The sequence below is a fragment of the Hornefia porci genome, assembly GCF_001940235.1.
Taxonomy (GTDB): Bacteria; Bacillota; Clostridia; order Peptostreptococcales; family Anaerovoracaceae; genus Aminicella; species Aminicella porci.
This window is the reverse complement of sequence record NZ_MJIE01000001.1, coordinates 536,270-557,135: the sequence shown is the minus strand read 5'-3', so window position 1 is coordinate 557,135 and position 20,866 is coordinate 536,270. Positions and strand designations below refer to the sequence as shown.

Annotated in this window: 29 protein-coding genes; 26 read left to right on the top strand and 3 right to left on the bottom strand. The window is 48.4% G+C overall.

Annotated features, from left to right (window positions below; translation table 11 throughout):
• Positions 1–53: 53 nt before the first annotated feature.
• From BHK98_RS02610 to BHK98_RS02525, 19 genes are all read left to right on the top strand, one after another.
• Entirely contained in the window at positions 54–530 is a 477-nt protein-coding gene (locus BHK98_RS02610) for a DUF7698 family protein (protein ID WP_075712058.1), read from the top strand.
• Positions 531–695: 165 nt separating this feature from the next.
• Positions 696–1,022, top strand: coding sequence for a hypothetical protein (locus tag BHK98_RS02605; protein WP_075712057.1), 327 nt, complete (start codon positions 696–698; stop codon positions 1,020–1,022).
• Positions 1,023–1,032: 10 nt separating this feature from the next.
• Positions 1,033–1,374 carry a hypothetical protein gene (locus BHK98_RS02600; RefSeq protein ID WP_075712056.1) on the top strand — a complete coding sequence of 114 codons (342 nt, stop codon included), beginning with the start codon at positions 1,033–1,035 and terminating at the stop codon, positions 1,372–1,374.
• A gap of 170 nt (positions 1,375–1,544) precedes the next feature.
• Positions 1,545–1,724, top strand: a complete 180-nt coding sequence (locus tag BHK98_RS13735) for an Nmad4 family putative nucleotide modification protein (RefSeq protein ID WP_245796807.1) — start codon at positions 1,545–1,547, stop codon at positions 1,722–1,724.
• The gene (locus BHK98_RS13730; RefSeq protein ID WP_342718862.1) at positions 1,714–1,821 is read left to right on the top strand and encodes an Nmad4 family putative nucleotide modification protein; all 108 of its coding nucleotides are present in this window, start codon (positions 1,714–1,716) and stop codon (positions 1,819–1,821) included. The genes BHK98_RS13735 and BHK98_RS13730 overlap by 11 nt, the downstream gene beginning before the upstream one ends.
• A gap of 106 nt (positions 1,822–1,927) precedes the next feature.
• A complete protein-coding gene (locus tag BHK98_RS02590; protein ID WP_075712055.1) occupies positions 1,928–2,398 on the top strand; it encodes a phage terminase small subunit P27 family in 471 nt (156 codons plus the stop codon).
• A 2-nt stretch (positions 2,399–2,400) separates the two neighbouring features.
• Positions 2,401–3,993 carry a terminase large subunit gene (locus tag BHK98_RS02585; RefSeq protein ID WP_075712054.1) on the top strand — a complete coding sequence of 531 codons (1,593 nt, stop codon included), beginning with the start codon at positions 2,401–2,403 and terminating at the stop codon, positions 3,991–3,993.
• Between the two features lie 11 nt (positions 3,994–4,004).
• Positions 4,005–5,306 carry a phage portal protein gene (locus tag BHK98_RS02580; protein ID WP_075712053.1) on the top strand — a complete coding sequence of 434 codons (1,302 nt, stop codon included), beginning with the start codon at positions 4,005–4,007 and terminating at the stop codon, positions 5,304–5,306.
• The gene (locus BHK98_RS02575; protein ID WP_075712052.1) at positions 5,272–5,955 is read left to right on the top strand and encodes a head maturation protease, ClpP-related; all 684 of its coding nucleotides are present in this window, start codon (positions 5,272–5,274) and stop codon (positions 5,953–5,955) included. Before BHK98_RS02580 ends, BHK98_RS02575 begins: the two co-directional genes overlap by 35 nt.
• An 11-nt stretch (positions 5,956–5,966) precedes the next feature.
• Positions 5,967–7,175 (top strand): phage major capsid protein, encoded by a 1,209-nt coding sequence (locus BHK98_RS02570; RefSeq protein ID WP_075712051.1) that lies wholly within the window; start codon positions 5,967–5,969, stop codon positions 7,173–7,175.
• 17 nt (positions 7,176–7,192) lie between these two features.
• Positions 7,193–7,468 carry a head-tail connector protein gene (locus BHK98_RS02565; protein ID WP_075712050.1) on the top strand — a complete coding sequence of 92 codons (276 nt, stop codon included), beginning with the start codon at positions 7,193–7,195 and terminating at the stop codon, positions 7,466–7,468.
• Positions 7,469–7,813, top strand: a complete 345-nt coding sequence (locus BHK98_RS02560) for a phage head closure protein (protein WP_075712049.1) — start codon at positions 7,469–7,471, stop codon at positions 7,811–7,813.
• Positions 7,810–8,187, top strand: coding sequence for an HK97 gp10 family phage protein (locus BHK98_RS02555; RefSeq protein ID WP_075712048.1), 378 nt, complete (start codon positions 7,810–7,812; stop codon positions 8,185–8,187). The genes BHK98_RS02560 and BHK98_RS02555 overlap by 4 nt, the downstream gene beginning before the upstream one ends.
• Positions 8,184–8,501, top strand: coding sequence for a hypothetical protein (locus BHK98_RS02550; RefSeq protein WP_075712047.1), 318 nt, complete (start codon positions 8,184–8,186; stop codon positions 8,499–8,501). Before BHK98_RS02555 ends, BHK98_RS02550 begins: the two co-directional genes overlap by 4 nt.
• A gap of 2 nt (positions 8,502–8,503) precedes the next feature.
• The gene (locus tag BHK98_RS02545) at positions 8,504–9,088 is read left to right on the top strand and encodes a major tail protein (RefSeq protein WP_075712046.1); all 585 of its coding nucleotides are present in this window, start codon (positions 8,504–8,506) and stop codon (positions 9,086–9,088) included.
• A 3-nt stretch (positions 9,089–9,091) separates the two neighbouring features.
• Positions 9,092–9,466: a hypothetical protein gene (locus BHK98_RS02540; RefSeq protein WP_075712045.1), complete on the top strand. Its 375-nt coding sequence runs from the start codon at positions 9,092–9,094 to the stop codon at positions 9,464–9,466.
• On the top strand, positions 9,463–9,627 hold the full coding sequence (locus tag BHK98_RS13615) for a hypothetical protein (protein WP_192846820.1): 165 nt from the start codon (positions 9,463–9,465) through the stop codon (positions 9,625–9,627). Before BHK98_RS02540 ends, BHK98_RS13615 begins: the two co-directional genes overlap by 4 nt.
• 132 nt (positions 9,628–9,759) lie before the next feature.
• Positions 9,760–9,885 carry a helix-turn-helix transcriptional regulator gene (locus tag BHK98_RS02535; protein WP_075712044.1) on the top strand — a complete coding sequence of 42 codons (126 nt, stop codon included), beginning with the start codon at positions 9,760–9,762 and terminating at the stop codon, positions 9,883–9,885.
• Between the two features lie 239 nt (positions 9,886–10,124).
• Positions 10,125–10,535, top strand: coding sequence for a hypothetical protein (locus BHK98_RS02525; RefSeq protein WP_002334817.1), 411 nt, complete (start codon positions 10,125–10,127; stop codon positions 10,533–10,535).
• Here the strand turns inward: BHK98_RS02525 and BHK98_RS02520 are convergent.
• The 3 genes from BHK98_RS02520 to BHK98_RS02510 form a co-directional block, all read right to left on the bottom strand.
• Positions 10,484–11,350, bottom strand: coding sequence for an aminoglycoside 6-adenylyltransferase AadE (locus tag BHK98_RS02520; RefSeq protein WP_001255868.1), 867 nt, complete (start codon positions 11,348–11,350; stop codon positions 10,484–10,486). The two genes, BHK98_RS02525 and BHK98_RS02520, sit on opposite strands and share 52 nt — an antisense overlap.
• A 175-nt stretch (positions 11,351–11,525) precedes the next feature.
• On the bottom strand, positions 11,526–12,071 hold the full coding sequence (locus BHK98_RS02515) for a P-loop nucleotide/nucleoside kinase family protein (RefSeq protein ID WP_001071501.1): 546 nt from the start codon (positions 12,069–12,071) through the stop codon (positions 11,526–11,528).
• 28 nt (positions 12,072–12,099) lie between these two features.
• Positions 12,100–12,903, bottom strand: a complete 804-nt coding sequence (locus tag BHK98_RS02510) for a helix-turn-helix domain-containing protein (protein WP_002334816.1) — start codon at positions 12,901–12,903, stop codon at positions 12,100–12,102.
• A 338-nt stretch (positions 12,904–13,241) separates the two neighbouring features.
• Between BHK98_RS02510 and BHK98_RS02500 the strand changes: the two genes are divergently transcribed.
• From BHK98_RS02500 to BHK98_RS02465, 7 genes are all read left to right on the top strand, one after another.
• Positions 13,242–13,655 (top strand): cysteine-rich VLP domain-containing protein, encoded by a 414-nt coding sequence (locus tag BHK98_RS02500; protein ID WP_002588751.1) that lies wholly within the window; start codon positions 13,242–13,244, stop codon positions 13,653–13,655.
• 111 nt (positions 13,656–13,766) lie between these two features.
• Positions 13,767–14,162, top strand: coding sequence for a replication initiator protein A (locus tag BHK98_RS02495; protein ID WP_002588752.1), 396 nt, complete (start codon positions 13,767–13,769; stop codon positions 14,160–14,162).
• Between the two features lie 183 nt (positions 14,163–14,345).
• Positions 14,346–15,290 (top strand): MobV family relaxase, encoded by a 945-nt coding sequence (gene mobV / locus BHK98_RS02485; RefSeq protein WP_002334814.1) that lies wholly within the window; start codon positions 14,346–14,348, stop codon positions 15,288–15,290.
• 72 nt (positions 15,291–15,362) lie between these two features.
• Complete coding sequence (locus tag BHK98_RS02480; protein WP_002334813.1) at positions 15,363–15,557, top strand: hypothetical protein; 195 nt, start codon at positions 15,363–15,365, stop codon at positions 15,555–15,557.
• A gap of 144 nt (positions 15,558–15,701) precedes the next feature.
• Positions 15,702–17,279 carry a recombinase family protein gene (locus tag BHK98_RS02475; RefSeq protein WP_154410947.1) on the top strand — a complete coding sequence of 526 codons (1,578 nt, stop codon included), beginning with the start codon at positions 15,702–15,704 and terminating at the stop codon, positions 17,277–17,279.
• 67 nt (positions 17,280–17,346) lie between these two features.
• Positions 17,347–17,847 (top strand): hypothetical protein, encoded by a 501-nt coding sequence (locus BHK98_RS02470; protein WP_075712043.1) that lies wholly within the window; start codon positions 17,347–17,349, stop codon positions 17,845–17,847.
• A gap of 79 nt (positions 17,848–17,926) precedes the next feature.
• Positions 17,927–20,866 carry a phage tail tape measure protein gene (locus tag BHK98_RS02465; protein ID WP_075712042.1) on the top strand — a complete coding sequence of 980 codons (2,940 nt, stop codon included), beginning with the start codon at positions 17,927–17,929 and terminating at the stop codon, positions 20,864–20,866.

Genomic DNA, 20,866 nt, shown 5'->3' with positions numbered 1-20,866 from the left:
GTGATATATGTACATGCAAAAAGGAACACATACATTTGAAGGAGGAACAGAAAATGCTGAAGAAAGAAAACGCACACTTTGATAACCTGATGGAGATCGCAAGAGTCTATGATGAGGCGAAGAAAGCCCATGAAGCAAAGAAGCAGGAGATCATTGACACCTACAGCTGGGACTCAGAGGAGCTTAAAGGCTGGTACGCTGAGAAGGCGTACATGACTTTCCCGATTTCGCAGGGAGCCTGCAAAGCCTACAGAGCATTTTGCGAGAGCATTGAGCACGAAAACGAGGAACTGCAGATGGACGATTTCCTTTGGGAGAGCGAGGTGGAAGACTTCGTAAGCTGCCTGAAGGAAGCCGGGATCGGCACCTTCGTTTACACCAACCAGAGCACAGCGGTCATGGAAAACCTGCACGGATTTGCAGCAGCAGGCTGCAAGATGGACGGGCTTTGCACCATCAAAAGATGGGAACGCCGCTTCGGAGAAAACCGCGAAAAAGAGATCCTCGGAATCCACTTCACGGTCTGCTAAGAATAAGCAGAGCTTAGGAGCCAGAAGGCTCTTTTGCTTGTGGTGATTGTATCGAAATATAGTCTTAAAATCCTCGAAATATAACTTGCTATTATGTGCATTCAGAGCGAATATACACATACCAAAAGGAAAGCAAAACGCTGAAATTTCAAGGAGGATAAGACAATGACAAAGATGGAAATTTGCGAAAGAATCAAAGAAGCAGCAAGAGCACACGGCTTTACGGTAAGCGAGAAGATGAGCACCGTGACAGGCCTGCCGGAGATCATTAGCGAAGAAATGAACTTCACATTTCTTGCAAGGACAACAGAGAACACCGACTGGGCGGCAAGAAGGGTCGAGGAGGCCATTGAAGCAAGCGCAAGCGTCAGGAAGATGGGCGGAAGCCCTACGCCGGAGGAACTTCTAATAACAGCCGACGAGATCAGAAGAGGTGCGGAGCTTATCCATGATCTTCAAAGCATGAACCTTACCTACATCGAGACATTCTAAGGAGGCTGCCATGAAATTCTTAAGGAAAGATAATCAGATTACATTTTGCGGAGAGTACCCGATTGACAAAAATGATCCGGCGGCAGCAAAGGAAGCCATCGAGCTTACGCTTCCGGAGGGCTTTTCAAAGAAGGCAAAAGAGTGCTGGGACTACTTCGACGGAGCCGCCTTCATTTTTGAATATAAAGGCAGGCTGGTCATAACCGACGAGGCCGTGGAGCTCACCGAGGCAGGCGACGGAAGCCGGACAAATCCGTGGGGCGCGCCACGCTGGATCGTAGACTCTTGGGAGGAGCTTGAACAGATATTGGAAGAGACCTACGACGAGCTGAAAGAAGAAGAGATCATCTAAGCTGGAAAGCGGCAGAGAACAGAGCTTTATGGCTCTTTCTCTCGTACATATTGTATCGATATAAAGACTTAAAATAAAAGCAGAATTAACTTGATATATCCTCCTGTTAGAGCGAATATACACATACCAAAAGGAAAGCAAAACACTGAAATTTCAAGGAGGATAAGACAATGACCATTAACGAAGGAATGAGAAAGTACAGGCTGCCAAACCCGACCACACCGGAAGACCTCGAATGCCGCTGGAGCAAGCTCCTGAACTACGGCGACAAGGTATTGATCGCAGGGCACTACTACACCGGAAGAAACAAGCCTTGCTACTTCGCAGGTTTACGAGCATCTGGACGATGACCTTTCCTGCGAGGGAACGATAGGCCTTGCAGCGGTCAGCGAAGTCGAGTTTGAAGACAACGGACACGCGATTGCATGGGCAATGATGAACGCCTAAGAAAAAACGAAAACAAAGAGGAGGGAAGCCCTTAAGGGGCTATCTCTCGTAGAGATAGATGAGACCGACAGGGTCTTTTTTTAATGTGACAAAGGAGATGATAGCGATGGCTACAAGGGGAAGAAAGCCGACTCCAACAGCGATCAAGATGCTGGAAGGCAATCCCGGAAAGCGCAGCTTAAATACAAATGAGCCAAAACCGAAAAAGAACGCGCCGAGATGTCCTGCGTGGCTTGAGGATGAAGCGAAGAAGGAATGGAAGCGCATGAGCAAAGTCTTAGAGCAGATGGGGCTTCTTACGGATATGGATATGGCGGCCTTTGCCGGATACTGTCAGGCATATGCCAGATGGAAGGAGGCGGAGGAATTTCTCACCCAGCATGGGAGCATTGTTAGGACACCGAATGGATATCTGCAGCAGGTGCCGCAGGTGACGATCGCGCAGACCAACAGACGCGATATGCTCCGCTTCTGCGAGCAGTTCGGCCTTACGCCATCCGCAAGATCAAGGATTGTTGGTGACGGTGCTGCGACAGATACAGAAGATGATATGGAGATGCTGCTTGGAGGTGAATGATCATGGGTTTTGAATATGTACCGTCAAAGTTCATGCTCGCCTCATCCCATTATGATGAGGCGAAGGCAGACCGGGTGGTGCGATTTATTCAAAATCTATGTCATACCAAAGGCAAGTGGGCAGGAAAGCCGTTTCTCCTGCTGCCGTGGCAGGAGCAGATTGTACGGGATATTTTTGGGATCGTGAAAGCAGATGGAAAGAGGCAGTTTTTATCAGCTTACGTGGAAATTCCAAAGAAGCAGGGGAAGAGTGAACTTGCTGCTGCAATTGCCTTATACCTTCTCTACGCAGATGGTGAGGCTTCAGCAGAAGTTTACGGTGCTGCTTGTGACCGGGCGCAGGCGTCTATCGTATTTGATGTGGCAAGGCAGATGGTTGAGATGAGTCCGGCACTAAGAAAACGATCTAAGGTCATGACAGCCGGAAAGCGGATCGTCAATTACCGGAATGCTGGATTCTATCAGGTGCTGTCTGCAGAGACCGGAACCAAGCACGGCTTAAATGTCTCAGGCCTTGTCTTTGATGAGATTCATGCGCAGCCGAACAGGAAGTTATATGACGTCCTTACAAAAGGATCCGGCGATGCCAGAGAGCAGCCGCTTTTCTTTATCATCACAACGGCAGGAACCGATCGGAACAGTATCTGCTATGAACTTCACAGTAAGGCACTGGATATTATGGCAGGGAAGAAAAACGATCCGACATTCTATCCGGTTGTATATGGTCTTTCCGATGAAGATGACTGGAATGATGAAGCAAACTGGTATAAGGCAAATCCTTCCCTTGGACATACGATTGGAATTGACCGTGTGATGGAGGCATATAAGGATGCGTTGGATAATCCGGCAGAAGAGAATGTATTTAAGCAACTTCGGCTTAATATTTGGACGAACTCTGCTGTGGCATGGATTCCGGATCATGTATATAAGTGCGGTAATGAGAAGATCGATGAAAAGTTACTCTCTGGCCGGGAGTGTTACGCCGGGCTTGACCTTTCGAGCACATCGGATATTACAGCGCTGGTGCTGGTATTTCCACCACGGGATAGCTTTGAAAAGTATATCGTACTCCCGTATTTCTGGCTTCCGGAGGAGACGCTGGAGTTGCGTTGCCGACGCGATCACGTTCTTTATGATGTCTGGAAACGGCAAGGATATATTCAGACGACGGAAGGAAACGTCATTCACTACGGCTTTATTGAAAATTTCATCGAAGAGCTCGGCACGAAATATCACATCAAAGAAATTGCCTACGACAGATGGAATGCAACACAGATGGTGCAGAATTTGGAGGGCGAGGGCTTTGTGATGGTTCCTTTCGGGCAGGGCTTTAAGGATATGAGCCCACCATCAAAAGAACTGTATAAGCTCTTGATGGAAGGAAATATCATCCACGGAGGCAATCCGGTACTCCGCTGGATGGCAGGAAACGTCGTCATGCGGCAGGATCCTGCAGGGAATATCAAACCGGATAAGGAAAAATCAACAGAGAAAATCGACGGTATTGTCGCTCTCATCATGGGGCTTGATCGCTGCATCCGAAATGCAGGAAATGAATCAAGCGTTTATGACGAGAGGGGCATTATTACATTTTAGGAGGAATGTATATGGGACTTTTTAGTGGCCTGTTCAAATCAAGAGATAAACCGGAAGATAACATGCAGGGGACAACCTACAGTTTCCTGTTTGGAAACACCAGTAGCGGTAAGACGGTAAATGAGTATACGGCGATGCAGACAACTGCTGTGTATTCCTGTGTGAGAGTGCTTTCAGAAGCACTTGCGAGCCTGCCACTTCATGTATATAAATACAGACCGGACGGTGGTAAAGAGCGCGTGCCAGGGCATCCCCTGTACCATATCCTGCATGATGAACCAAACAGCGAAATGACAAGTTACGTCTTCCGGGAGACTTTGATGAGTCACCTTCTTCTTTACGGCAATGCCTATGCCCAGATTATCCGGGACGGAGCTGGAAGGGTGGTTGCTCTCTATCCGCTTCTACCAAACAGGATGGAAGTCTGGAGAGATGCACATGGCGAGCTCTATTATACTTATACCAGATCGACCGATGAGAATCCGAACTTCGATAAATATGGGACAGTAACGCTTTCAAAAGAGGATGTGCTTCATATACCCGGACTTGCCTACGACGGTCTTGTGGGTATGAGTCCGATCGCAATGGCAAAGAATGCAGTAGGCATGTCTATCGCCTGTGAGGAGTATGGAGCGAGCTTCTTTGCTAACGGTGCACATCCGGGTGGCGTGCTGGAGCATCCGGGTATACTTAAAGATCCCGGAAAAGTACGCGATAGCTGGCAGGCAGCCTACGGCGGATCAAAGAATGCCGGAAAGGTGGCCGTGCTTGAGGAGGGCATGAAGTATCAGCAGATCGGAATTCCTCCTGAAGAAGCGCAGTTTCTGGAAACGAGGAAATTTCAGATCAGCGAGATTGCGCGGCTGTACCGCGTGCCATTGCACCTCATCGGAGAGCTCGAACATTCGACCTTTTCCAATATCGAGCAGCAGTCTCTGGAGTTTGTGATGTATACGCTTGAGCCGTGGGTCGTGCGCTGGGAGCAGGCAATGACCAGGTCGCTGCTTCTTCCGGCAGAAAAGCAGGACTACTTCATTAAGCTCAATGTGGACGGGCTGATCCGGGGCGATTACCAAAGCCGTATGAACGGTTATGCAACAGCAAGACAGAATGGCTGGATGAGCGCCAATGATATCAGAGAGATGGAAGATTTGAATCCTATCCCGGATAAGGAAGGCGGCAATCTCTATCTGATCAATGGAAATATGACGAAGCTGAAGGACGCAGGCCTCTTTGCCGGAGACTCTGCAGGATCGCAGGATAAGGGAGGTATCCAAGATGAAACGCAAATTCTGGAACTGGATCAGAAATGAAGGTGAACCGGATATTCTGATCTTAAGCGGTGAAATCTCCGATGAGACCTGGTTTGGTGATGAGGTGACACCGAAGATGTTTAAGGTGGAACTGGATAAATGCGAAGGAGATATCACGGTTTGGATCAACAGTCCGGGCGGTGATGTTTTTGCTGCTGCCCAGATTTACAACATGCTGATGGACTACCCGGAAGGGGTGACGGTAAAGATCGACAGCCTTGCGGCTTCCGCAGCATCCGTTGTTGCGATGGCCGGGACGGAAGTGTTGATGTCGCCTGTGGCCATGATGATGATTCACAACCCGATGACGGTGGCTATCGGAGACTCTTCCGAAATGAAGAGAGCCGTTGCCATGCTGGATGAAGTGAAGGAATCCATTATGAACGCTTACGAGATCAAGACCGGGATGTCGAGGACGAGACTTTCAAACCTCATGGATGCCGAGTCATGGTTTAACGCATCGAAGGCGGTAGAGCTTGGCTTTGCAGATAAGATCCTCTTCGAAGACGAAGAGCAGAAGCAGCCGGAGGCGATGATGTTTTCAAGGGCAGCGGTGACAAACTCGCTCCTGTCAAAACTTATTCCGGAAAAGAAAACTGGAACACCAATTGCTCAGCTTGAGAAAAGGCTCAACCTGATCGCACACTAAAGGAGGATATCATGAACAGGATTTTAGAACTGAGAGAAAAAAGAGCTAAGGCATGGGACGCAGCTAAGAACTTCCTCGATAGTAAAAGAGGGGAGGACGGTTTGCTTTCGGCAGAGGATACCGCCACCTACGACAAGATGGAAGCAGACGTGATCGCACTCGGAAAAGAGATCGAGCGTCTGGAAAGACAGGCGGCCATCGATGCGGAGCTTGCAAGACCGACCTCGATGCCGATCATGAATCAGCCGGGCGAGGGAAGAACGCCGGAGAAGAAGGCAGGACGTGCATCTGATGAATACAGAGAGGCCTTCTGGAACGTGATCCGCGACAAGGGGAATCCTTACGAGATCAAAAACACACTGACCATCGGAACGGACTCCGAAGGTGGCTACCTGGTACCAGATGAGTTTGAAAGAAAGCTCGTCGATGCCCTGCAGGAAGAAAACTTCTTAAGAAAGATCGCGACCATCATCAGGACATCTTCCGGAGACAGAAAGATCCCGGTTGTCACTGGTCACGGCGAGGCAGCATGGATGGATGAGAACGGACTCTATCCGGAAAGCGATGAGACCTTCGGCATCAAGTCCATCAGCGCATATAAGCTCGGGACTGCAATCAAGATCTCTGAGGAGCTTCTGAACGATTCCGTATTTGATCTGGAAGGCTACATTGCGACCGAGTTTGCAAGACGTATCGGCACCAAGGAAGAGGAAGCCTTCTTCGTGGGTGATGGCAGCAGTAAGCCGACAGGTGTCCTTGTGGATGCAGAAGATGGCGTGACCGCAAGTTCTGTGAATATCACCTTTGACGATATTATGGATCTGTATCACAGCCTGAGAGCTCCGTACCGCAGCAAGGCAGTATGGATTCTGAATGATTCCACGGTCAAGGCACTGAGAAAACTGCAGGATGGTAACAAGAACTATATATGGCAGCCTTCCGTACAGGCAGGCCAGCCGGACATGATCCTGAACCGTCCGTACTACACATCCACCTTTGCACCGGAACTGAAAGCCGGAAACAAGGTCATCGCCTTCGGTGATTTCTCTTACTACTGGATCGCAGATCGTCAGGGCAGATCTTTCAAGAGACTGAATGAGCTCTATGCTGCAAACGGTCAGATCGGGTTCCTTGCATCTCAGAGAGTGGATGGCAAGCTGATCCTTCCGGAGGCAGTAAAGACACTGAAGATCAAAGGAACAAGCTCCAGTCAGGGCTAAGGTAAGGAGGTATGGCAATGCTGATCACACTGGATGAGGCAAAGCTGTACCTTCGTATTGATTCCGATGATGAGGATAGCCTTGTGACAAATATCATAGAATCGGCGGAGCATCTCTGCCGGGATATCGCAAGGCTATCCGCTGAGGAGTTTGAAGAAGAGAAGGCGACAGTAAGAGCTGCCATGCTATACACCATCGCCTATTTATATGAGCACAGGGAGAAGGCCGATTATCATGAACTGATCATGATGCTTCGGTCACTTCTTTTTGGGATCAGAAGGCAGGTGTTTTAGATGGACATCGGATCAATGCGAAGACGGCTTTTAATCGAAAAACATGAAACGGTGATCGATAAGATCGGAAACCATACTTCAAAATGGACGGATTTTCATAGTTGTTTTTGCTACGCGAATCTATCCTCTGGCGATGAATATGGGGTAAGCCCTGAGACTATCGAGCAGGGAAGCGTCACCTTTATCATCCGCTGGGCAAAGAAGCTCGCTGGGCTTAATTCAAAAGAATACAGAATCAGATTTCAGGGCGAGGCATATAACATCGTAAGCGTGGATGATGTGCAGTTTCGGCATGAGAAGCTTCAGATCATAGCAGAAATAATACCGCGAGGTGACCGCACATGAAGAAGATCAAGCCGGAGCAGTTATCCGATGAAATCATAAAAATGCTGGAGGAATATAAGGATGCTGCCGATCAGGATGTGGAGATTTCGGTTAAGCAGGTCTCAAAAGAGACAAAGAAGAGGGTAACCGGGGCTTCTCCGAGAAAGTACGGCGGCTATAGCAAAGGATGGTCGGTAAGAAGGGAACAGAACTTCCGGGGCAAGCACTCTGTGGTGATCCATAACAGAAAGAAACCGGGGCTCACGCATCTTCTTGAAAAAGGGCATGCTAAACGCGGTGGTGGCAGAGTACCCGGAAAGGAGCACATCGCTCCAGCAGAAAGCTATGCGATAAAGGAGATCGAAGCGGAAATCAGAAGGAGACTTAAGGTATGAGGCTGGGAGAAATCGTAACGATGCTAACAGAGACCGGGCTTCCTTTTGCCTATCACCACTTTGCAGAAGGAGAGTCGCCCGATCCACCGTTTCTTATATATTTCGTGCCAGGAAGTCATAACTTTGCAGCAGACGGAAAGGTCTACTTCAAGGTGAGTCTTCTTGATATCGAGCTATATACCGACATAAAAGATCCGGCTTCAGAAGAGCTTGTGGAGAGCATGCTCGATAAGGCCGGAATTTTTTATGACAAAACAGAAAGTTATATCGAAGAAGAAAACCTATATGAAGTTCTCTATGAAATGGAGGTTTAACTATGGGAAACAAAGTGAAATACAACCTGAAGAATGTCCATGCTGCCGTTCTCACAGAGACGGTGACAGATGGCGTGACAACATTCACCTACGGGACTCCGAAAGCGATCCCAGGTGCTGTATCAATATCCCTCGATGCGGAAGGTGAGTCCAGTCCGTTTTATGCAGATGGCATCGTCTATTTCAGGTCGGTAACCAACAACGGCTATTCCGGCGATCTTGAGATTGCACTGATCCCGGAGTGGTTCAGAACAGAGATCCTGCAGGAAGAACTCGATAGCAAAGGCGTGCTGATCGAAAAGAGTACCAATGCCGAGAGCACGAAGTTTGCACTGCTCTTTGAGTTTGACGGCGATGTCAACTGCATCCGTCACGTGCTGTACAATTGTAGCTCTTCCCGTCCGTCCATCGAGTCGGAAACCAAGGAAGATACCATCGAGCCGGGTACAGAGAAACTCTCCATCACTGCTGATCCGAGAGCCGACGGCCTCGTAAAGGCACGTACCGGTGACGGCACGGATGCGGACACCTATGCAAACTGGTACAAGGCAGTCTATATCTCTGTCGCAGCTACGGAAGGAGAATAATCGATGATTGAGAAAACAATTAATATCAGCGGCAAAGAGGTGAAGTTCCGCTCCTCTGCGACGGTGCCTCGCCTCTACCGCATCAAGTTCAAACGGGACATCTTCAAAGACCTCGCAAAGCTTGAGAAATCATATAACAAGAAGGCCAGAGAAGACGAGAACATGGAAATCGATGATCTTGAGATTTTTGAGAACGTCGCCTACATCATGGCCTATCATGCTGATCCGTCCATTCCGAAGACCATCGACGAATGGTTGGATCAGTTTGAGATGTTTTCGATCTATCAGGTGCTCCCGGAGATACTGGAGCTCTGGGGCGAGAATCTTTTGACGGACATTGAATCAAAAAAAGGATTAGCAGAAGTGAGCGCGAAATGACCACGCCACTGTTCCTTCTGCGCTGCATAGAAATCGGGATATCCGTATCAGACCTCGATCTTCTGACCGTGGGTCTGGTACTGGATATCTGGACGGAGAAAACAAACGATGGCGTGAAATACAGACAGCTTGCTACACAGGAAGATTTCGATAAGTTCTGATGGAGGGATGATACTTTGTATGGTAGACTATTATTAAGAAAAACACTGATGTTAATTTGCGTTGCTTGATGGTGCGCAATGCTCTCTTTACACTGAAAATGTAAAGAATTTCAGTGTAAGGAGGTGGCGTCAATGCTGAATCAGAACTTAAAGACAATCAGAAAAAACAAAGGCTTCACCCAAGAGGCTCTGGCAAACAGGCTCCATGTCACAAGACAGACTATTTCCAAGTGGGAGAAGGGAGTTTCCCAAAGTTAAAGATACCACATCAATCCCACGCGGACTTTTGCTCAACCGATACAGCCGGAGGGCTGGATAACAAGAAAAGGCGGTATGCGCCCCGTGGAGGGGTAGCGTACCGCCTTTTCTTGTGGGGGTTTCCAAAGGGGGCAACGCCCCCATTTGGCACACGACTTTGCGAAGCAAAGTGTAGTGTGTTATACGCTCTGCCGGCGTTGCCGTGAAAATGCCGTTGCCGCCGGGGAGGGCAAGGGCATTTGAAGCGGCAGGAAAACAGGGCTGTGCTTGCGTGGCGTGGAGCCGCAAGCGCAGGTCTGGACTCATCAGCAGACAGGGCGTATATGAAAGCCCCAGTTCCTCGTCCTACGCTCCAACTTGTGGACAAAGTGTCCCGAAGTTGTGGCCACACTCCCGGAAAAGTAGCAGGACAACGGGCAACCGTCAAGGCTGAAATGAACGGGTTTACACCCGGCCTTGACCTCCGCCCGCTGTCCCGCTGGATGGGTGGACAAGGCGGCCAATCCCTCAAAGTGCTTGGCCGCTCTCTTTCTGATTTTGAGGTATTCAGTTTTTCAAAATTGAATAATCAAAATAAATTTTTTCGATTGAAAAAATTTTATTTGTTATCATCTTCAATGCCATATTTTTTCTTTTGCCGAATCACATAATTACTGATTTTTTCATCATATAGTGGATACTGGTAATCCAACTGGCATGCCACTTCTGACGAAACCTCCCGGAACAATGCCATACATTGTTCAAAGGATTCCCACATATGGGGATAGGAATCCATATTATAAGTGGACATAAGTCGTTCCCACAATTCCTCTGGGACATATTGCTTCATAAATTTATAGTTTTTTCCCAAACTGAAATGAAATCCCTGTTTGATACCAATCAGCCAGGAAATCATGCGAAGCAATTCTTTTCGTACTATATCATTCATATGGTCAATAGCAAAAAGAATTTCTTTGCGGCATAAGCCCTTTACTACATATGTTGTAGTATTCCAAAATTCATTACAGCAATCGTCAAACATTCTTTGAGTAGGCTTCTGCAAGTGGTAGTCTATATCCGTTGGTATTGGCGGCTTTACGATACGGTTGTCTTTATCCAACAGTAACTTTACCAGTTTATCCCATGTAAAATACTCGTCTATCAGTTCCAGCGGCAGCAAAGTTAAATCTATCTTAACATCATCAGTAAACAGCATTAAATATGAAAATCCCTTTTCTACAGCTGGAAATAATTCCATATCTTCCGGCTTTTGCAGAATCAACCTTTCACCAAATATATCTAGCCATTTATCATCACTTGTGAAGCTGTCCATATCCGTAACAAAAAAAGTAATATCAAAATCCTGAAAATCATCAGGCGGAATATTTGTATTTGTTCTAGATCCTTCCAAAGTAACCATGCGAATGCGTTTGTCTGTTTTTGCAAAATTCAAAACAATATCATAAACTTCCTTTTCTGATCTCATTTTTATCTCCTCCAATTATTGAAATAGGTGTGAAGCCATTTTAGGGCTTTCCCGCCTTGATTACCCTTTAGCAAAGACGGGCGGGACTGTCAACGGCGGCGCATGAAATGCGCCGTTCATCTTGACCGTTGACTGGCTCGGCTGGCTTTGCTATCTTCCTGACAAATGGGAATGTCTAAGATAGTAAAGACGTCCCACATGCAACTCTTTCTTTTATTGCGGAAACCGTATCTTTAATTGTGAATGTAGTTGTGTCTATGACATTTGATTCATATACTCCCAAACCGGAAAATTGCTCCCACATTGTTTCCACTAATTCAATATTTGTTTTTCTATCTAATTTTGAGCGTTCCACAGCTCGCTTCATAGTTTCTTTTTTACTCGCTCTTAATACAATATAGTGTACCTCGTAATCTTCTTGGGCAAGAGCTTTCCATGGCTCCAAAAACCATGGCCCGACAATCCCATCTACAATTACATCATATCCGCCACGAGCATATCGCTTTGCAGCTTCTAAAAAGGCTTCAATGACAACCAGATTTTGCTCGTTGGATTCTGGCAAATGTGGTGGTATTGCGCCTTTGCTTAAGTAATGAAAAAAGTCATCGGTGTGCATATGCACTGATTTATCCATATCTGATTCCTTTGCGACAATTGACGCAGTTGTTGTTTTTCCTGTCCCCGGTGAGCCTGTAATCACAATAATTCTTCCTTGATTCATCTGTATTTTCCCTCACAATTCAAATTTATCACTTTGTTCCTGCCTGCTCAATCATCTTCTTCGCAAACTGCTGGAACATTTCAACAGTTTCTTTATCCATCGGTGTAAGCTGTCCGATCTGTCCAGCTATCATCGCCGTTACATCGTCAATGGAAAGTGGTTTTTGTTTCTGTTCCGCCAGTGCGTCCCGCATGGCTTGGAACATAGCGGCGGTCACAGCTTCTCCCGGCTGTTCCCCGTTGTCAATGTCTTTCTTAATGTCCCGCAGGATAGCCAGGAACACATTTTTGATTTTTTCAATCTCCGCTTCATGTTCCCCTATCTTTTGGGCGTTCAAAAGCTGTAAATCCTGCTTCGCTTCTGCCCGGTGTTCCGGGTGTTCTTTCATCAGGTCGGACAGGGAAGCCGTTGCCATCTCGATAAGCTGGTTTCTTGCTGTTATGCCCTTTGCCGCCGTATCCTGAAAATAAATCCGTATCAAATCTATCAGCTTAGGAAAATTCCTGTGTTCCAACAGGCGGTTGAGGATTTGCACATCAACAGCACCCGTCACAAGCCCCCTCACGGCTCCCTCGGACAAGCCTAATTCAGAAATATCGTAGCTTTTACGAACGCTCACGGTAGACAAGCCCAGTATGTAGTCTGTCGATACCTTAAATTCCTTTGCCACACCTATGAGAATATCACTGCTGACCGTTCTTGTTTCGCCGCTGACAATGCGGCTCAACTGGGAAGCGGAAACGCCTATCTTCTCCGCAAGTTCCTTTTGTGTGATGTGGTTCCCGTTGCATAAATCGGAAATCCGCTGTCCGGGCGTTCCGGGTAAAGCCATAGATACGCACCTCCTCCGCATACTTCCATTATACAGAATGATTGCAAAAATGCAATTTCCAAAGTGTAAACTTCATCAAAATGCAATTCTCGCAATATTCCGGGAATTGCATTTTTTTCGTGTAGACTTAGGGTAGTTCATCGATGGACGGCACCTTGAAAACAGAATGACCGTCCGAAAAGGAATACCCCGGCTGGGGAAGCACCGCAAGGAGTCGGACTTCGGGACAAAATGTCCCGAAGTTGCGAGGAGCGTGCCAACGCCGGAACACGCCGCAGGAATGGGGCAGGAAACCTTTTCGGGGAGAACGGCAACGGAAAGCAAAATGGAGGGAACGCATGAGAGATAACCCCTATAAAGACTTGCCGCCGCTGGAACGCAGGCCGGACGGTTCCCTTTACCGCATGACCCCGGCGCAGAGAAAACAGGCGGCCAGCCTGATACGCCGGGAGTGCTGTTGCTGTGAGGACGGCAACTGCATTGTCCTTGACGATGGGGACACCTGCACCTGTCCGCAGACGATTTCTTTCTCGGTCTGCTGTAAGTGGTTCCGCTGGGCGGTCTTGCCGCTGGACGGGACGCTGGAAGCGGAGATTTTCCGGGATAAGGACTTGAAACGCTGTGAGGTCTGCGGCGGTGTGTTCGTCCCCAAATCCAACCGGGCAAAATACTGCCCCGGCTGTGCCGCCAGAGTTCACAGGCGGCAGAAAACAGAAAGTGAACGGAAAAGGAGGTCTGCTGTGGACAGTTAGGAGCGAAAAAAGCCTTGATTTATCAGGCTTCGCAAGCCCCAAACCGGGGCTGGTGGTATAAAGTATCGCCCGCCCCGGAAAACGGGCTTCTAACCGTCCACAAAACGCACTATGACAAATACCATCTATATCCATCAGCCGGAAAAGGCGTTCAGCTTCACCCGGCTCCCGAATTTCCTCTTTGAAGCCCCCACATTCAAGCCCTTGTCCAACGAGGCAAAGGTTCTGTACGCCTTTATCCTGCGCCGGACAGAGTTATCCCGCAAGAATGGGTGGGCGGATGATTGCGGACGGATTTATCTGTACTATCCCATCTGCGAGGTGGTTGACCTGCTCCACTGTGGGCGGCAGAAAGCGGTAAACACCCTGCGGGAACTGCAATACGCCGGGCTGGTGGAGATCCAGAAGCAGGGCTGTGGAAAACCCAACCGCATTTTCCCAAAATCCTATGAAGCGGTTCCAAACACCGACTTCAAGAAATCCGGTTCTGGTACGCCGGAGGGCTGAAAACCGTACTTATGAAGTGAGGAAATCACTCCCCGGAAGTACGAAAACCGGACGGTATATAGAAATACAAAGATTAAAAAGATTTATTTATATTCTATCCATTCCAATCCTATCCGAGCTAATTTCTGCGGGATTTTCCCTGTGGAAAACCCCGGATAGGAAAGGAATGGGGAAAGGAGCAGAATGGCACAACACGCAATTTTGCGGTTTGAGAAGCACAAGGGCAACCCGGCAAGGCCGCTGGAAGCCCATCACGAAAGACAGAAAGAACAATACGCCAGCAACCCCGACATTGACACAAGCCGGAGCAAGTACAACTTTCATATCGTCAAGCCAGAGGGCAGGTACTATCATTTCATTCAAAACCGCATTGAACAGGCCGGGTGCCGAACCCGCAAGGACAGCACACGGTTTGTCGATACGCTGGTAACTGCCAGCCCGGAGTTTTTCAAGGGGAAATCCCCAAAGGAGATACAGGCGTTTTTCCAGAGGGCGGCGGACTTCCTCATTGGCCGGGTAGGACGGGAAAATATCGTGTCGGCGGTGGTACACATGGACGAGAAAACGCCCCACCTGCATTTGACCTTTGTTCCGCTGACAAAGGACAACCGCCTGTGTGCAAAGGAGATTATCGGCAACCGGGCAAACCTGACGAAGTGGCAGGACGATTTTCACGCCTATATGGTGGAGAAATATCCTGACTTGGAGCGTGGGGAGAGCGCCAGCAGGACAGGCCGGAAGCATATCCCCACCCGGCTTTTCAAACAGGCGGTTTCCCTCTCCCGGCAGGCAAGAGCCATTGAAGCCACACTGGACGGCATTAACCCGCTGAACGCCGGAAAGAAAAAAGAGGAAGCCCTCTCCATGCTGAAAAAGTGGTTCCCGCAGATGGAGAATTTCTCCGGGCAGTTGAAAAAGTACAAGGTCACAATCAATGACCTGCTGGCGGAGAATGAGAAGTTGGAAGCAAGGGCAAAGGCCAGCGAAAAAGGAAAGATGAAAGATACGATGGAACGGGCAAAGCTGAAAAGCGAACTGGACAATTTACAGCGGCTGGTTGACCGTATCCCGCCGGATATACTGGCGGAACTGAAACGTCAGCAGCGGCACACGGTAAAGGAAAGGTGATAGATATAAGCAGAAATTTTCGCCGCCTCTGTGCGGCATTGTACCTTGAAAACTGAATATGGAGGACACTGGATGGCAAAAAGTGAAAGCGATATTTTTACACCCCGAACAGGGCAGGTTATACAAGCAGAGAACGGCACGCAGTATTTTGTATGTGGGAACAACCGTATAAAAATCTCCGAACACTTCGCCGCAGGCGGGAAGCCCCTCGGTGATCTGATTGTAGATGTGGTGCGGCATACCGCAGAAAAAGCCGCTTCAACCTGATAGCCCATCATTGATAACACGCCCACGCTTATGATATAATTGCCATAGAGCAAAAGTATTGTAAGCGTGGGTTGTTTCTTTAGAAGGAGGATTTTTACGGTGAAACAACCTTACAATACTACGATTTACAACACGGCGCTTTATATGAGATTGAGCCGGGACGATGAACTGCAAGGAGAAAGCGGGAGTATTCAGACACAACGCATGATGCTCCGGCAATATGCCGCCGAGCATGGCCTGAATGTCATAGATGAATATATCGACGATGGATGGTCTGGAACGAACTTTGACAGGCCGGATTTTCAGAGAATGATTGATGACATTGAGGACGGGAAAATCAACTGCGTTGTTACGAAGGATTTATCCCGCTTAGGCAGAAACTACATTCTGACCGGCCAGTACACGGAAATCTACTTTCCCAGCAAAGGCGTCCGCTATATCGCTGTCAATGACAATGTGGACACCATCAACGGAGAGAATGAGCTTGCCCCATTCCTCAACATTCTGAATGAAATGCACGCCCGCCAGACCAGCAAAAAGGTAAAGGCGGCCATGCGGACACGGTTCGCAAATGGCGCACACTATGGAGCCTATGCTCCGCTTGGCTATGTCAAAGACCCAGATAAGAAAGGCCATCTTCTGATTGACCCGGAAACAAGGTGGATTATCGAAAAGATTTTTGACCTTGCCGTTCATGGCCGGGGAGCCGCCAGCATTACACGGATTTTGGTCGAAGAAAAAGTACCTACTCCCGGCTGGCTGAATTTCCAGAGATACGGCACTTTCGCAAATATCTATGCCGGAGCGCCGGAGGAAAAAGCCTATGCGTGGACGATAGCGCAGGTGAAAAGTATTCTGAAAGAGGAAACCTATATCGGACACAGCGTCCACAATAAGCAGACCAACATTTCATTCAAAAACAAGAAGAAAGTACGCAAGCCAAAAGAGGAATGGTATCGTGTGGAGAACACCCACGAAGCGATTATTTCCGAAGATGTGTTCCGTCAAGTACAGGAGCAGATTTGCAACAGGCGCAGACGGCAGAAGAACGGCACAACACAGATATTTTCCGGGCTGGTAAAATGTGCGGACTGCGGCTGGTCGCTGGCCTATGGTATGAACAGCCAGAACAAAAATCCCTATGCCCACTACCATTGTAGCAAGTACGGGCAAGGATTGCACCAGTGTTCCATGCACTATATCCGCTATGATGTGCTTTACGCCTATGTCCTTTCCCGTCTGCAATACTGGTCTGTGCTGGCACAGCAGGATGGGGACAAACTTCTGAAACGGCTACTTAACGCCAGCGACAAGGAACGCAATACTGCAAGGAAGCGGCAGACAGCCGAACTGAAAAAGGCGGAAAAGCGCAAAGCAGAAGTAGACACCCTGTTTGCAAAAATGTATGAGGACTGGTCTGCCGGACGCATTACAGAATACAATTTCAATATGCTGTCCGAAAAGTATCAGGGCGAACAGCGAGAATTGGACGTAAAAATTGAACGGCTTCACGAAGCGATGGAGACCGCCGCCCAGACAGCGGTTGACGCTGAAAAGTGGATAGGTCTGATGAAACAGTATGTCAATCCCACAGAATTGACGGCTGAACTTCTGAATACGCTGATTGAAAAAATCCTTGTCCATGAAGCGGTCAAAAGTGAGGACGGAAGCCGGGAACAGGAAGTGGAAATCTTCTACCGCTTTATCGGCAAAATCGAATGACACATCTTGAGATACCCAACAATATCTTTAACTAAGGGAAACGGGATATTCAGTCCCTGATGCTGATATGCTTTCTAAACTTGCGGATGAGCTGGATGTATCAGTAAGTGATCTGCTTGGTAAGGATGAAATCCCTGTAGAAGAAACGGATTCGCTGGCAGAGCAGCTTGCAAGAATAAATGAGCAGCTCAGTATTAAAAACAGACGATCAAAACGTATATGGAAGACGGTCATCATACTGGCAATCATAATATTCCTGATCATTCCCGGCCTGACAATATTGGGTGGCATGTATATGAGCGCAAATCTTGAAGGTGCGAATCTGGGCTTCGACGGCTCGACAGAATGGGTGTATTCTTTGGATGGCAAAGAATATGAATACAGGATTGAATATGACAAGAATTATAAAATCGTCTCTACGGAAGGCGATAGATATATCGATGATAATATAGATATCGCGTCATGCAAGGATGCAAACGAAGCAGGCCGAGCAATTGAAACTTATTTTGACGAACATGGCGGCGAAGAAGTCGGCAAAGAGGTACAGCAACTGCCGCTAAAAGAATAAAAATTATCTGAGATACGAGCATAAAAGGCATCTCTTCGGAGGTGCTTTTATTACGCCCTGAGATTGGAGGTGAAGACCAGTGGCAAGCAGAATCAAAGGCATTATAGTCGAGATCGGTGGCGATACTACTGGTCTCGACAAGGCGCTAAAGGGCGTCAACAACAATATCCGCACCACGCAGTCGAGCCTCCGCGATGTGAACAGGCTTCTTAAGCTTGATCCGAAGAACACCACCCTTCTCTCACAGAAGCAGAAGCTCCTGAAGGAATCCATCAGCCAGACAAAGGAAAAGCTGGATGGCTTAAAGGAAGCACAAAAGCAGGCAAAGGAGCAGCTGGAGCGTGGTGAGCTCGGACAGGACAAGTACGATGCCCTGCAGCGCGAGATTGTAGAGACGGAAAATGAACTGAAGCGTCTGGAAGCAGAAGCCAAAGCCTGTGAATCGAAGTTCGTAAAGATGGCTGAGGTCGGCGGCAAGATGCAGCAGGTCGGTGACTCCATTTCCGGTGCCGGAAGAAAGCTCATGCCGGTCTCCGGTGCAGTCGCAGCGCTTGGTGCTGTCTCTGTTAAGACCGCTGCCGACTTTGATGTCTCCATGAGTAAGGTTGCTGCGGTATCCGGTGCAACCGGAGAAGACTTTGATAAGCTCCGTGCCAAGGCAAGAGAGATGGGTGCCAGGACAAAGTTCTCCGCATCGGAAGCTGCCGAAGCTATGAACTATATGGCGATGGCAGGCTGGAAGACCGAGGATATGCTCTCTGGTGTGGAAGGCATTATGAATCTTGCGGCAGCGTCCGGAGAGGATCTGGCAACGACATCGGACATCGTAACAGATGCGCTGATAGCCTTCGGTCTTACGGCGAAGGACTCCGGTCACTTTGCGGATATCCTTGCATCGGCATCATCAAACGCGAATACAAATGTCTCCATGATGGGTGAGACATTTAAATATTGTGCTCCGATTGCAGGGGCACTTGGTTTTTCTGCAGAAGATACTGCGGAGGCCATTGGCCTTATGGCAAACGCCGGAATTAAGTCCACACAGGCAGGTACTGCACTTAGAACGATCATGAATAACCTGTCTAAGGACTTCACGATCAGCGGCAAGAACATCGGCGATGTCACGATTGCCACCACCAATGCGGATGGCAGCATGCGTGACCTCAGAGATATCCTTGCCGATACCAGAGAGGCCTTCTCCGGGCTTTCTGAGTCCGAAAAGGCGCAGGCAGCACAGTCTCTTGTTGGCAAGAATGCCATGTCGGGTTTCCTTGCTCTGATGAGCGCGGCTCCTTCGGATATTGAAAAGCTGGAAGGTGCCATTGATAACTGCGATGGCTCTGCGCTTGAGATGAGCGAGATCATGCAGGATAACCTGACCGGACAGCTCACGATCTTAAAGAGCCAGCTGCAGGAGCTCGCCATTTCCTTTGGTGATGCTTTGATGCCGATGATAAGAAAAGTCGTATCTGCCATACAGGGCTTTGTAGATAAATTAAATAACATGAGCGAGGGGCAGAGGAATGCGATCCTCAGGATTGGAATGTTCATCGCAGCACTGGCGCCTATGCTCATGGTGATAGGGACGGTAACTTCAAAGATCGGACTTGCTTTGCAGGCCTTTTCAAAACTTGGAGGAGGCCTATCAAAAGTGTCAGGCGCGATCAGTAAAGCTGGAGGCATGACAAGCATTTTATCTAAGGCCTTCGGATTTTTATTATCACCGATCGGAATCGTTATAGGTGTGGTCGCTGTGCTTGCAGCGGCTTTTATTCATTTATGGCGTACCAACGAGAAGTTCCGAAGCTCCATGATCAAGATCTGGAATGGAATCAAAAATACGATCGGTAAATTCGTCAAAGAAATCAAGTCCCGGTTTGATGGTCTTGGCATCGACTTTTCGAAGATTGCAGGCACCATGAAAAAGATATGGGAGGGCTTCTGTGCGATCCTTGCACCACTCTTTGAAGGGGCATTTAAGGTAATCGCGGTCGTACTGCAGACCGTCCTTGATGTGATCATCGGAGTGCTGGATGTCTTTATCGGCATCTTCACCGGGGACTGGAAAAAGGTGTGGCAGGGAGTAAAGCGGATCTTTATTTCCGTCTGGAACGGGATCAAAGGTATCCTATCAGCCGCACTGAACACGATAAAAAATATAACAAATACGGTGCTCGGATGGTTCGGTACGAACTGGAGGAAGATATGGAATGGCATCAAGAAATTTACGGCCAGTCTCTGGAACGGCATTAAGACGCTGGCAAGTAAGGTCTTTAATGGGATTAAGACTGCGATTCTGACTCCGATCCGGGCAGTCAAGACGGGACTTTCTTCCATCTGGAGCAGTGTGAAAAGCACAACTTCTTCGGTGTGGCGGAGCATGAAGTCGACAGCAAGCTCGGTGTGGAGCAGCATAAAATTGGCAGTCACCTCACCAGCGCAGGCGATCAAGTCCACACTATCCGGAATATGGAGCAGTATCAAATCAACGGCAAGTTCTGCATGGAACGGAATCAAGAGCGCAATGATCTCACCGATCAATTCTGCGAAGTCTACAATCAGTGGAATCATCAGCAAGATAAAAGGATTCTTCCCGTTATCCATCGGCAGGATATTCAGCAATCTGAAACTGCCGCATATCAGTGTATCTGGCGGTAAGGCACCGTTTGGTATCGGAGGGAAAGGATCTCTTCCATCATTTTCTGTTAGCTGGTATGCCAAGGCGATGGAAAAGGGCATGATCCTTAATAGCCCGACCATTTTTGGCATGAAGGGAAATATGCTCCTTGGCGGCGGTGAGGCCGGATCAGAAACCGTTGTCGGGACAGACTCCCTGATGAATATGATCACAGCAGCGGTCTCCGGTATCGGTGATGAGATCGTAGATGCATTTCTTTCTGCCGGAGGAGGAAGAAGCGGTGATGTGAATATCAACGTGGAAGTCTCCGGTGCAGAAAATCCAGAGGAGTGGGCGAGAAAGTTTGTCAAGCAGATGCGGCTTGAGATGAGGACGGTGTGA

Bases quoted from the DNA above. Each gene is read 5' to 3' on its own strand.
- BHK98_RS02610 (WP_075712058.1), top strand. From the start codon at position 54: ATGCTGAAGAAAGAAAACGCACACTTTGATAACCTGATGGAGATCGCA.
- BHK98_RS02605 (WP_075712057.1), top strand. From the start codon at position 696: ATGACAAAGATGGAAATTTGCGAAAGAATCAAAGAAGCAGCAAGAGCA.
- BHK98_RS02600 (WP_075712056.1), top strand. From the start codon at position 1,033: ATGAAATTCTTAAGGAAAGATAATCAGATTACATTTTGCGGAGAGTAC.
- BHK98_RS13735 (WP_245796807.1), top strand. From the start codon at position 1,545: ATGACCATTAACGAAGGAATGAGAAAGTACAGGCTGCCAAACCCGACC.
- BHK98_RS02590 (WP_075712055.1), top strand. From the start codon at position 1,928: ATGGCTACAAGGGGAAGAAAGCCGACTCCAACAGCGATCAAGATGCTG.
- BHK98_RS02585 (WP_075712054.1), top strand. From the start codon at position 2,401: ATGGGTTTTGAATATGTACCGTCAAAGTTCATGCTCGCCTCATCCCAT.
- BHK98_RS02580 (WP_075712053.1), top strand. From the start codon at position 4,005: ATGGGACTTTTTAGTGGCCTGTTCAAATCAAGAGATAAACCGGAAGAT.
- BHK98_RS02575 (WP_075712052.1), top strand. From the start codon at position 5,272: ATGAAACGCAAATTCTGGAACTGGATCAGAAATGAAGGTGAACCGGAT.
- BHK98_RS02570 (WP_075712051.1), top strand. From the start codon at position 5,967: ATGAACAGGATTTTAGAACTGAGAGAAAAAAGAGCTAAGGCATGGGAC.
- BHK98_RS02565 (WP_075712050.1), top strand. From the start codon at position 7,193: ATGCTGATCACACTGGATGAGGCAAAGCTGTACCTTCGTATTGATTCC.
- BHK98_RS02560 (WP_075712049.1), top strand. From the start codon at position 7,469: ATGGACATCGGATCAATGCGAAGACGGCTTTTAATCGAAAAACATGAA.
- BHK98_RS02555 (WP_075712048.1), top strand. From the start codon at position 7,810: ATGAAGAAGATCAAGCCGGAGCAGTTATCCGATGAAATCATAAAAATG.
- BHK98_RS02550 (WP_075712047.1), top strand. From the start codon at position 8,184: ATGAGGCTGGGAGAAATCGTAACGATGCTAACAGAGACCGGGCTTCCT.
- BHK98_RS02545 (WP_075712046.1), top strand. From the start codon at position 8,504: ATGGGAAACAAAGTGAAATACAACCTGAAGAATGTCCATGCTGCCGTT.
- BHK98_RS02540 (WP_075712045.1), top strand. From the start codon at position 9,092: ATGATTGAGAAAACAATTAATATCAGCGGCAAAGAGGTGAAGTTCCGC.
- BHK98_RS13615 (WP_192846820.1), top strand. From the start codon at position 9,463: ATGACCACGCCACTGTTCCTTCTGCGCTGCATAGAAATCGGGATATCC.
- BHK98_RS02535 (WP_075712044.1), top strand. From the start codon at position 9,760: ATGCTGAATCAGAACTTAAAGACAATCAGAAAAAACAAAGGCTTCACC.
- BHK98_RS02520 (WP_001255868.1), bottom strand. From the start codon at position 11,350: ATGAGATCAGAAAAGGAAGTTTATGATATTGTTTTGAATTTTGCAAAA.
- BHK98_RS02515 (WP_001071501.1), bottom strand. From the start codon at position 12,071: ATGAATCAAGGAAGAATTATTGTGATTACAGGCTCACCGGGGACAGGA.
- BHK98_RS02510 (WP_002334816.1), bottom strand. From the start codon at position 12,903: ATGGCTTTACCCGGAACGCCCGGACAGCGGATTTCCGATTTATGCAAC.
- BHK98_RS02500 (WP_002588751.1), top strand. From the start codon at position 13,242: ATGAGAGATAACCCCTATAAAGACTTGCCGCCGCTGGAACGCAGGCCG.
- BHK98_RS02495 (WP_002588752.1), top strand. From the start codon at position 13,767: ATGACAAATACCATCTATATCCATCAGCCGGAAAAGGCGTTCAGCTTC.
- mobV (WP_002334814.1), top strand. From the start codon at position 14,346: ATGGCACAACACGCAATTTTGCGGTTTGAGAAGCACAAGGGCAACCCG.
- BHK98_RS02480 (WP_002334813.1), top strand. From the start codon at position 15,363: ATGGCAAAAAGTGAAAGCGATATTTTTACACCCCGAACAGGGCAGGTT.
- BHK98_RS02475 (WP_154410947.1), top strand. From the start codon at position 15,702: ATGAGATTGAGCCGGGACGATGAACTGCAAGGAGAAAGCGGGAGTATT.
- BHK98_RS02470 (WP_075712043.1), top strand. From the start codon at position 17,347: ATGCTTTCTAAACTTGCGGATGAGCTGGATGTATCAGTAAGTGATCTG.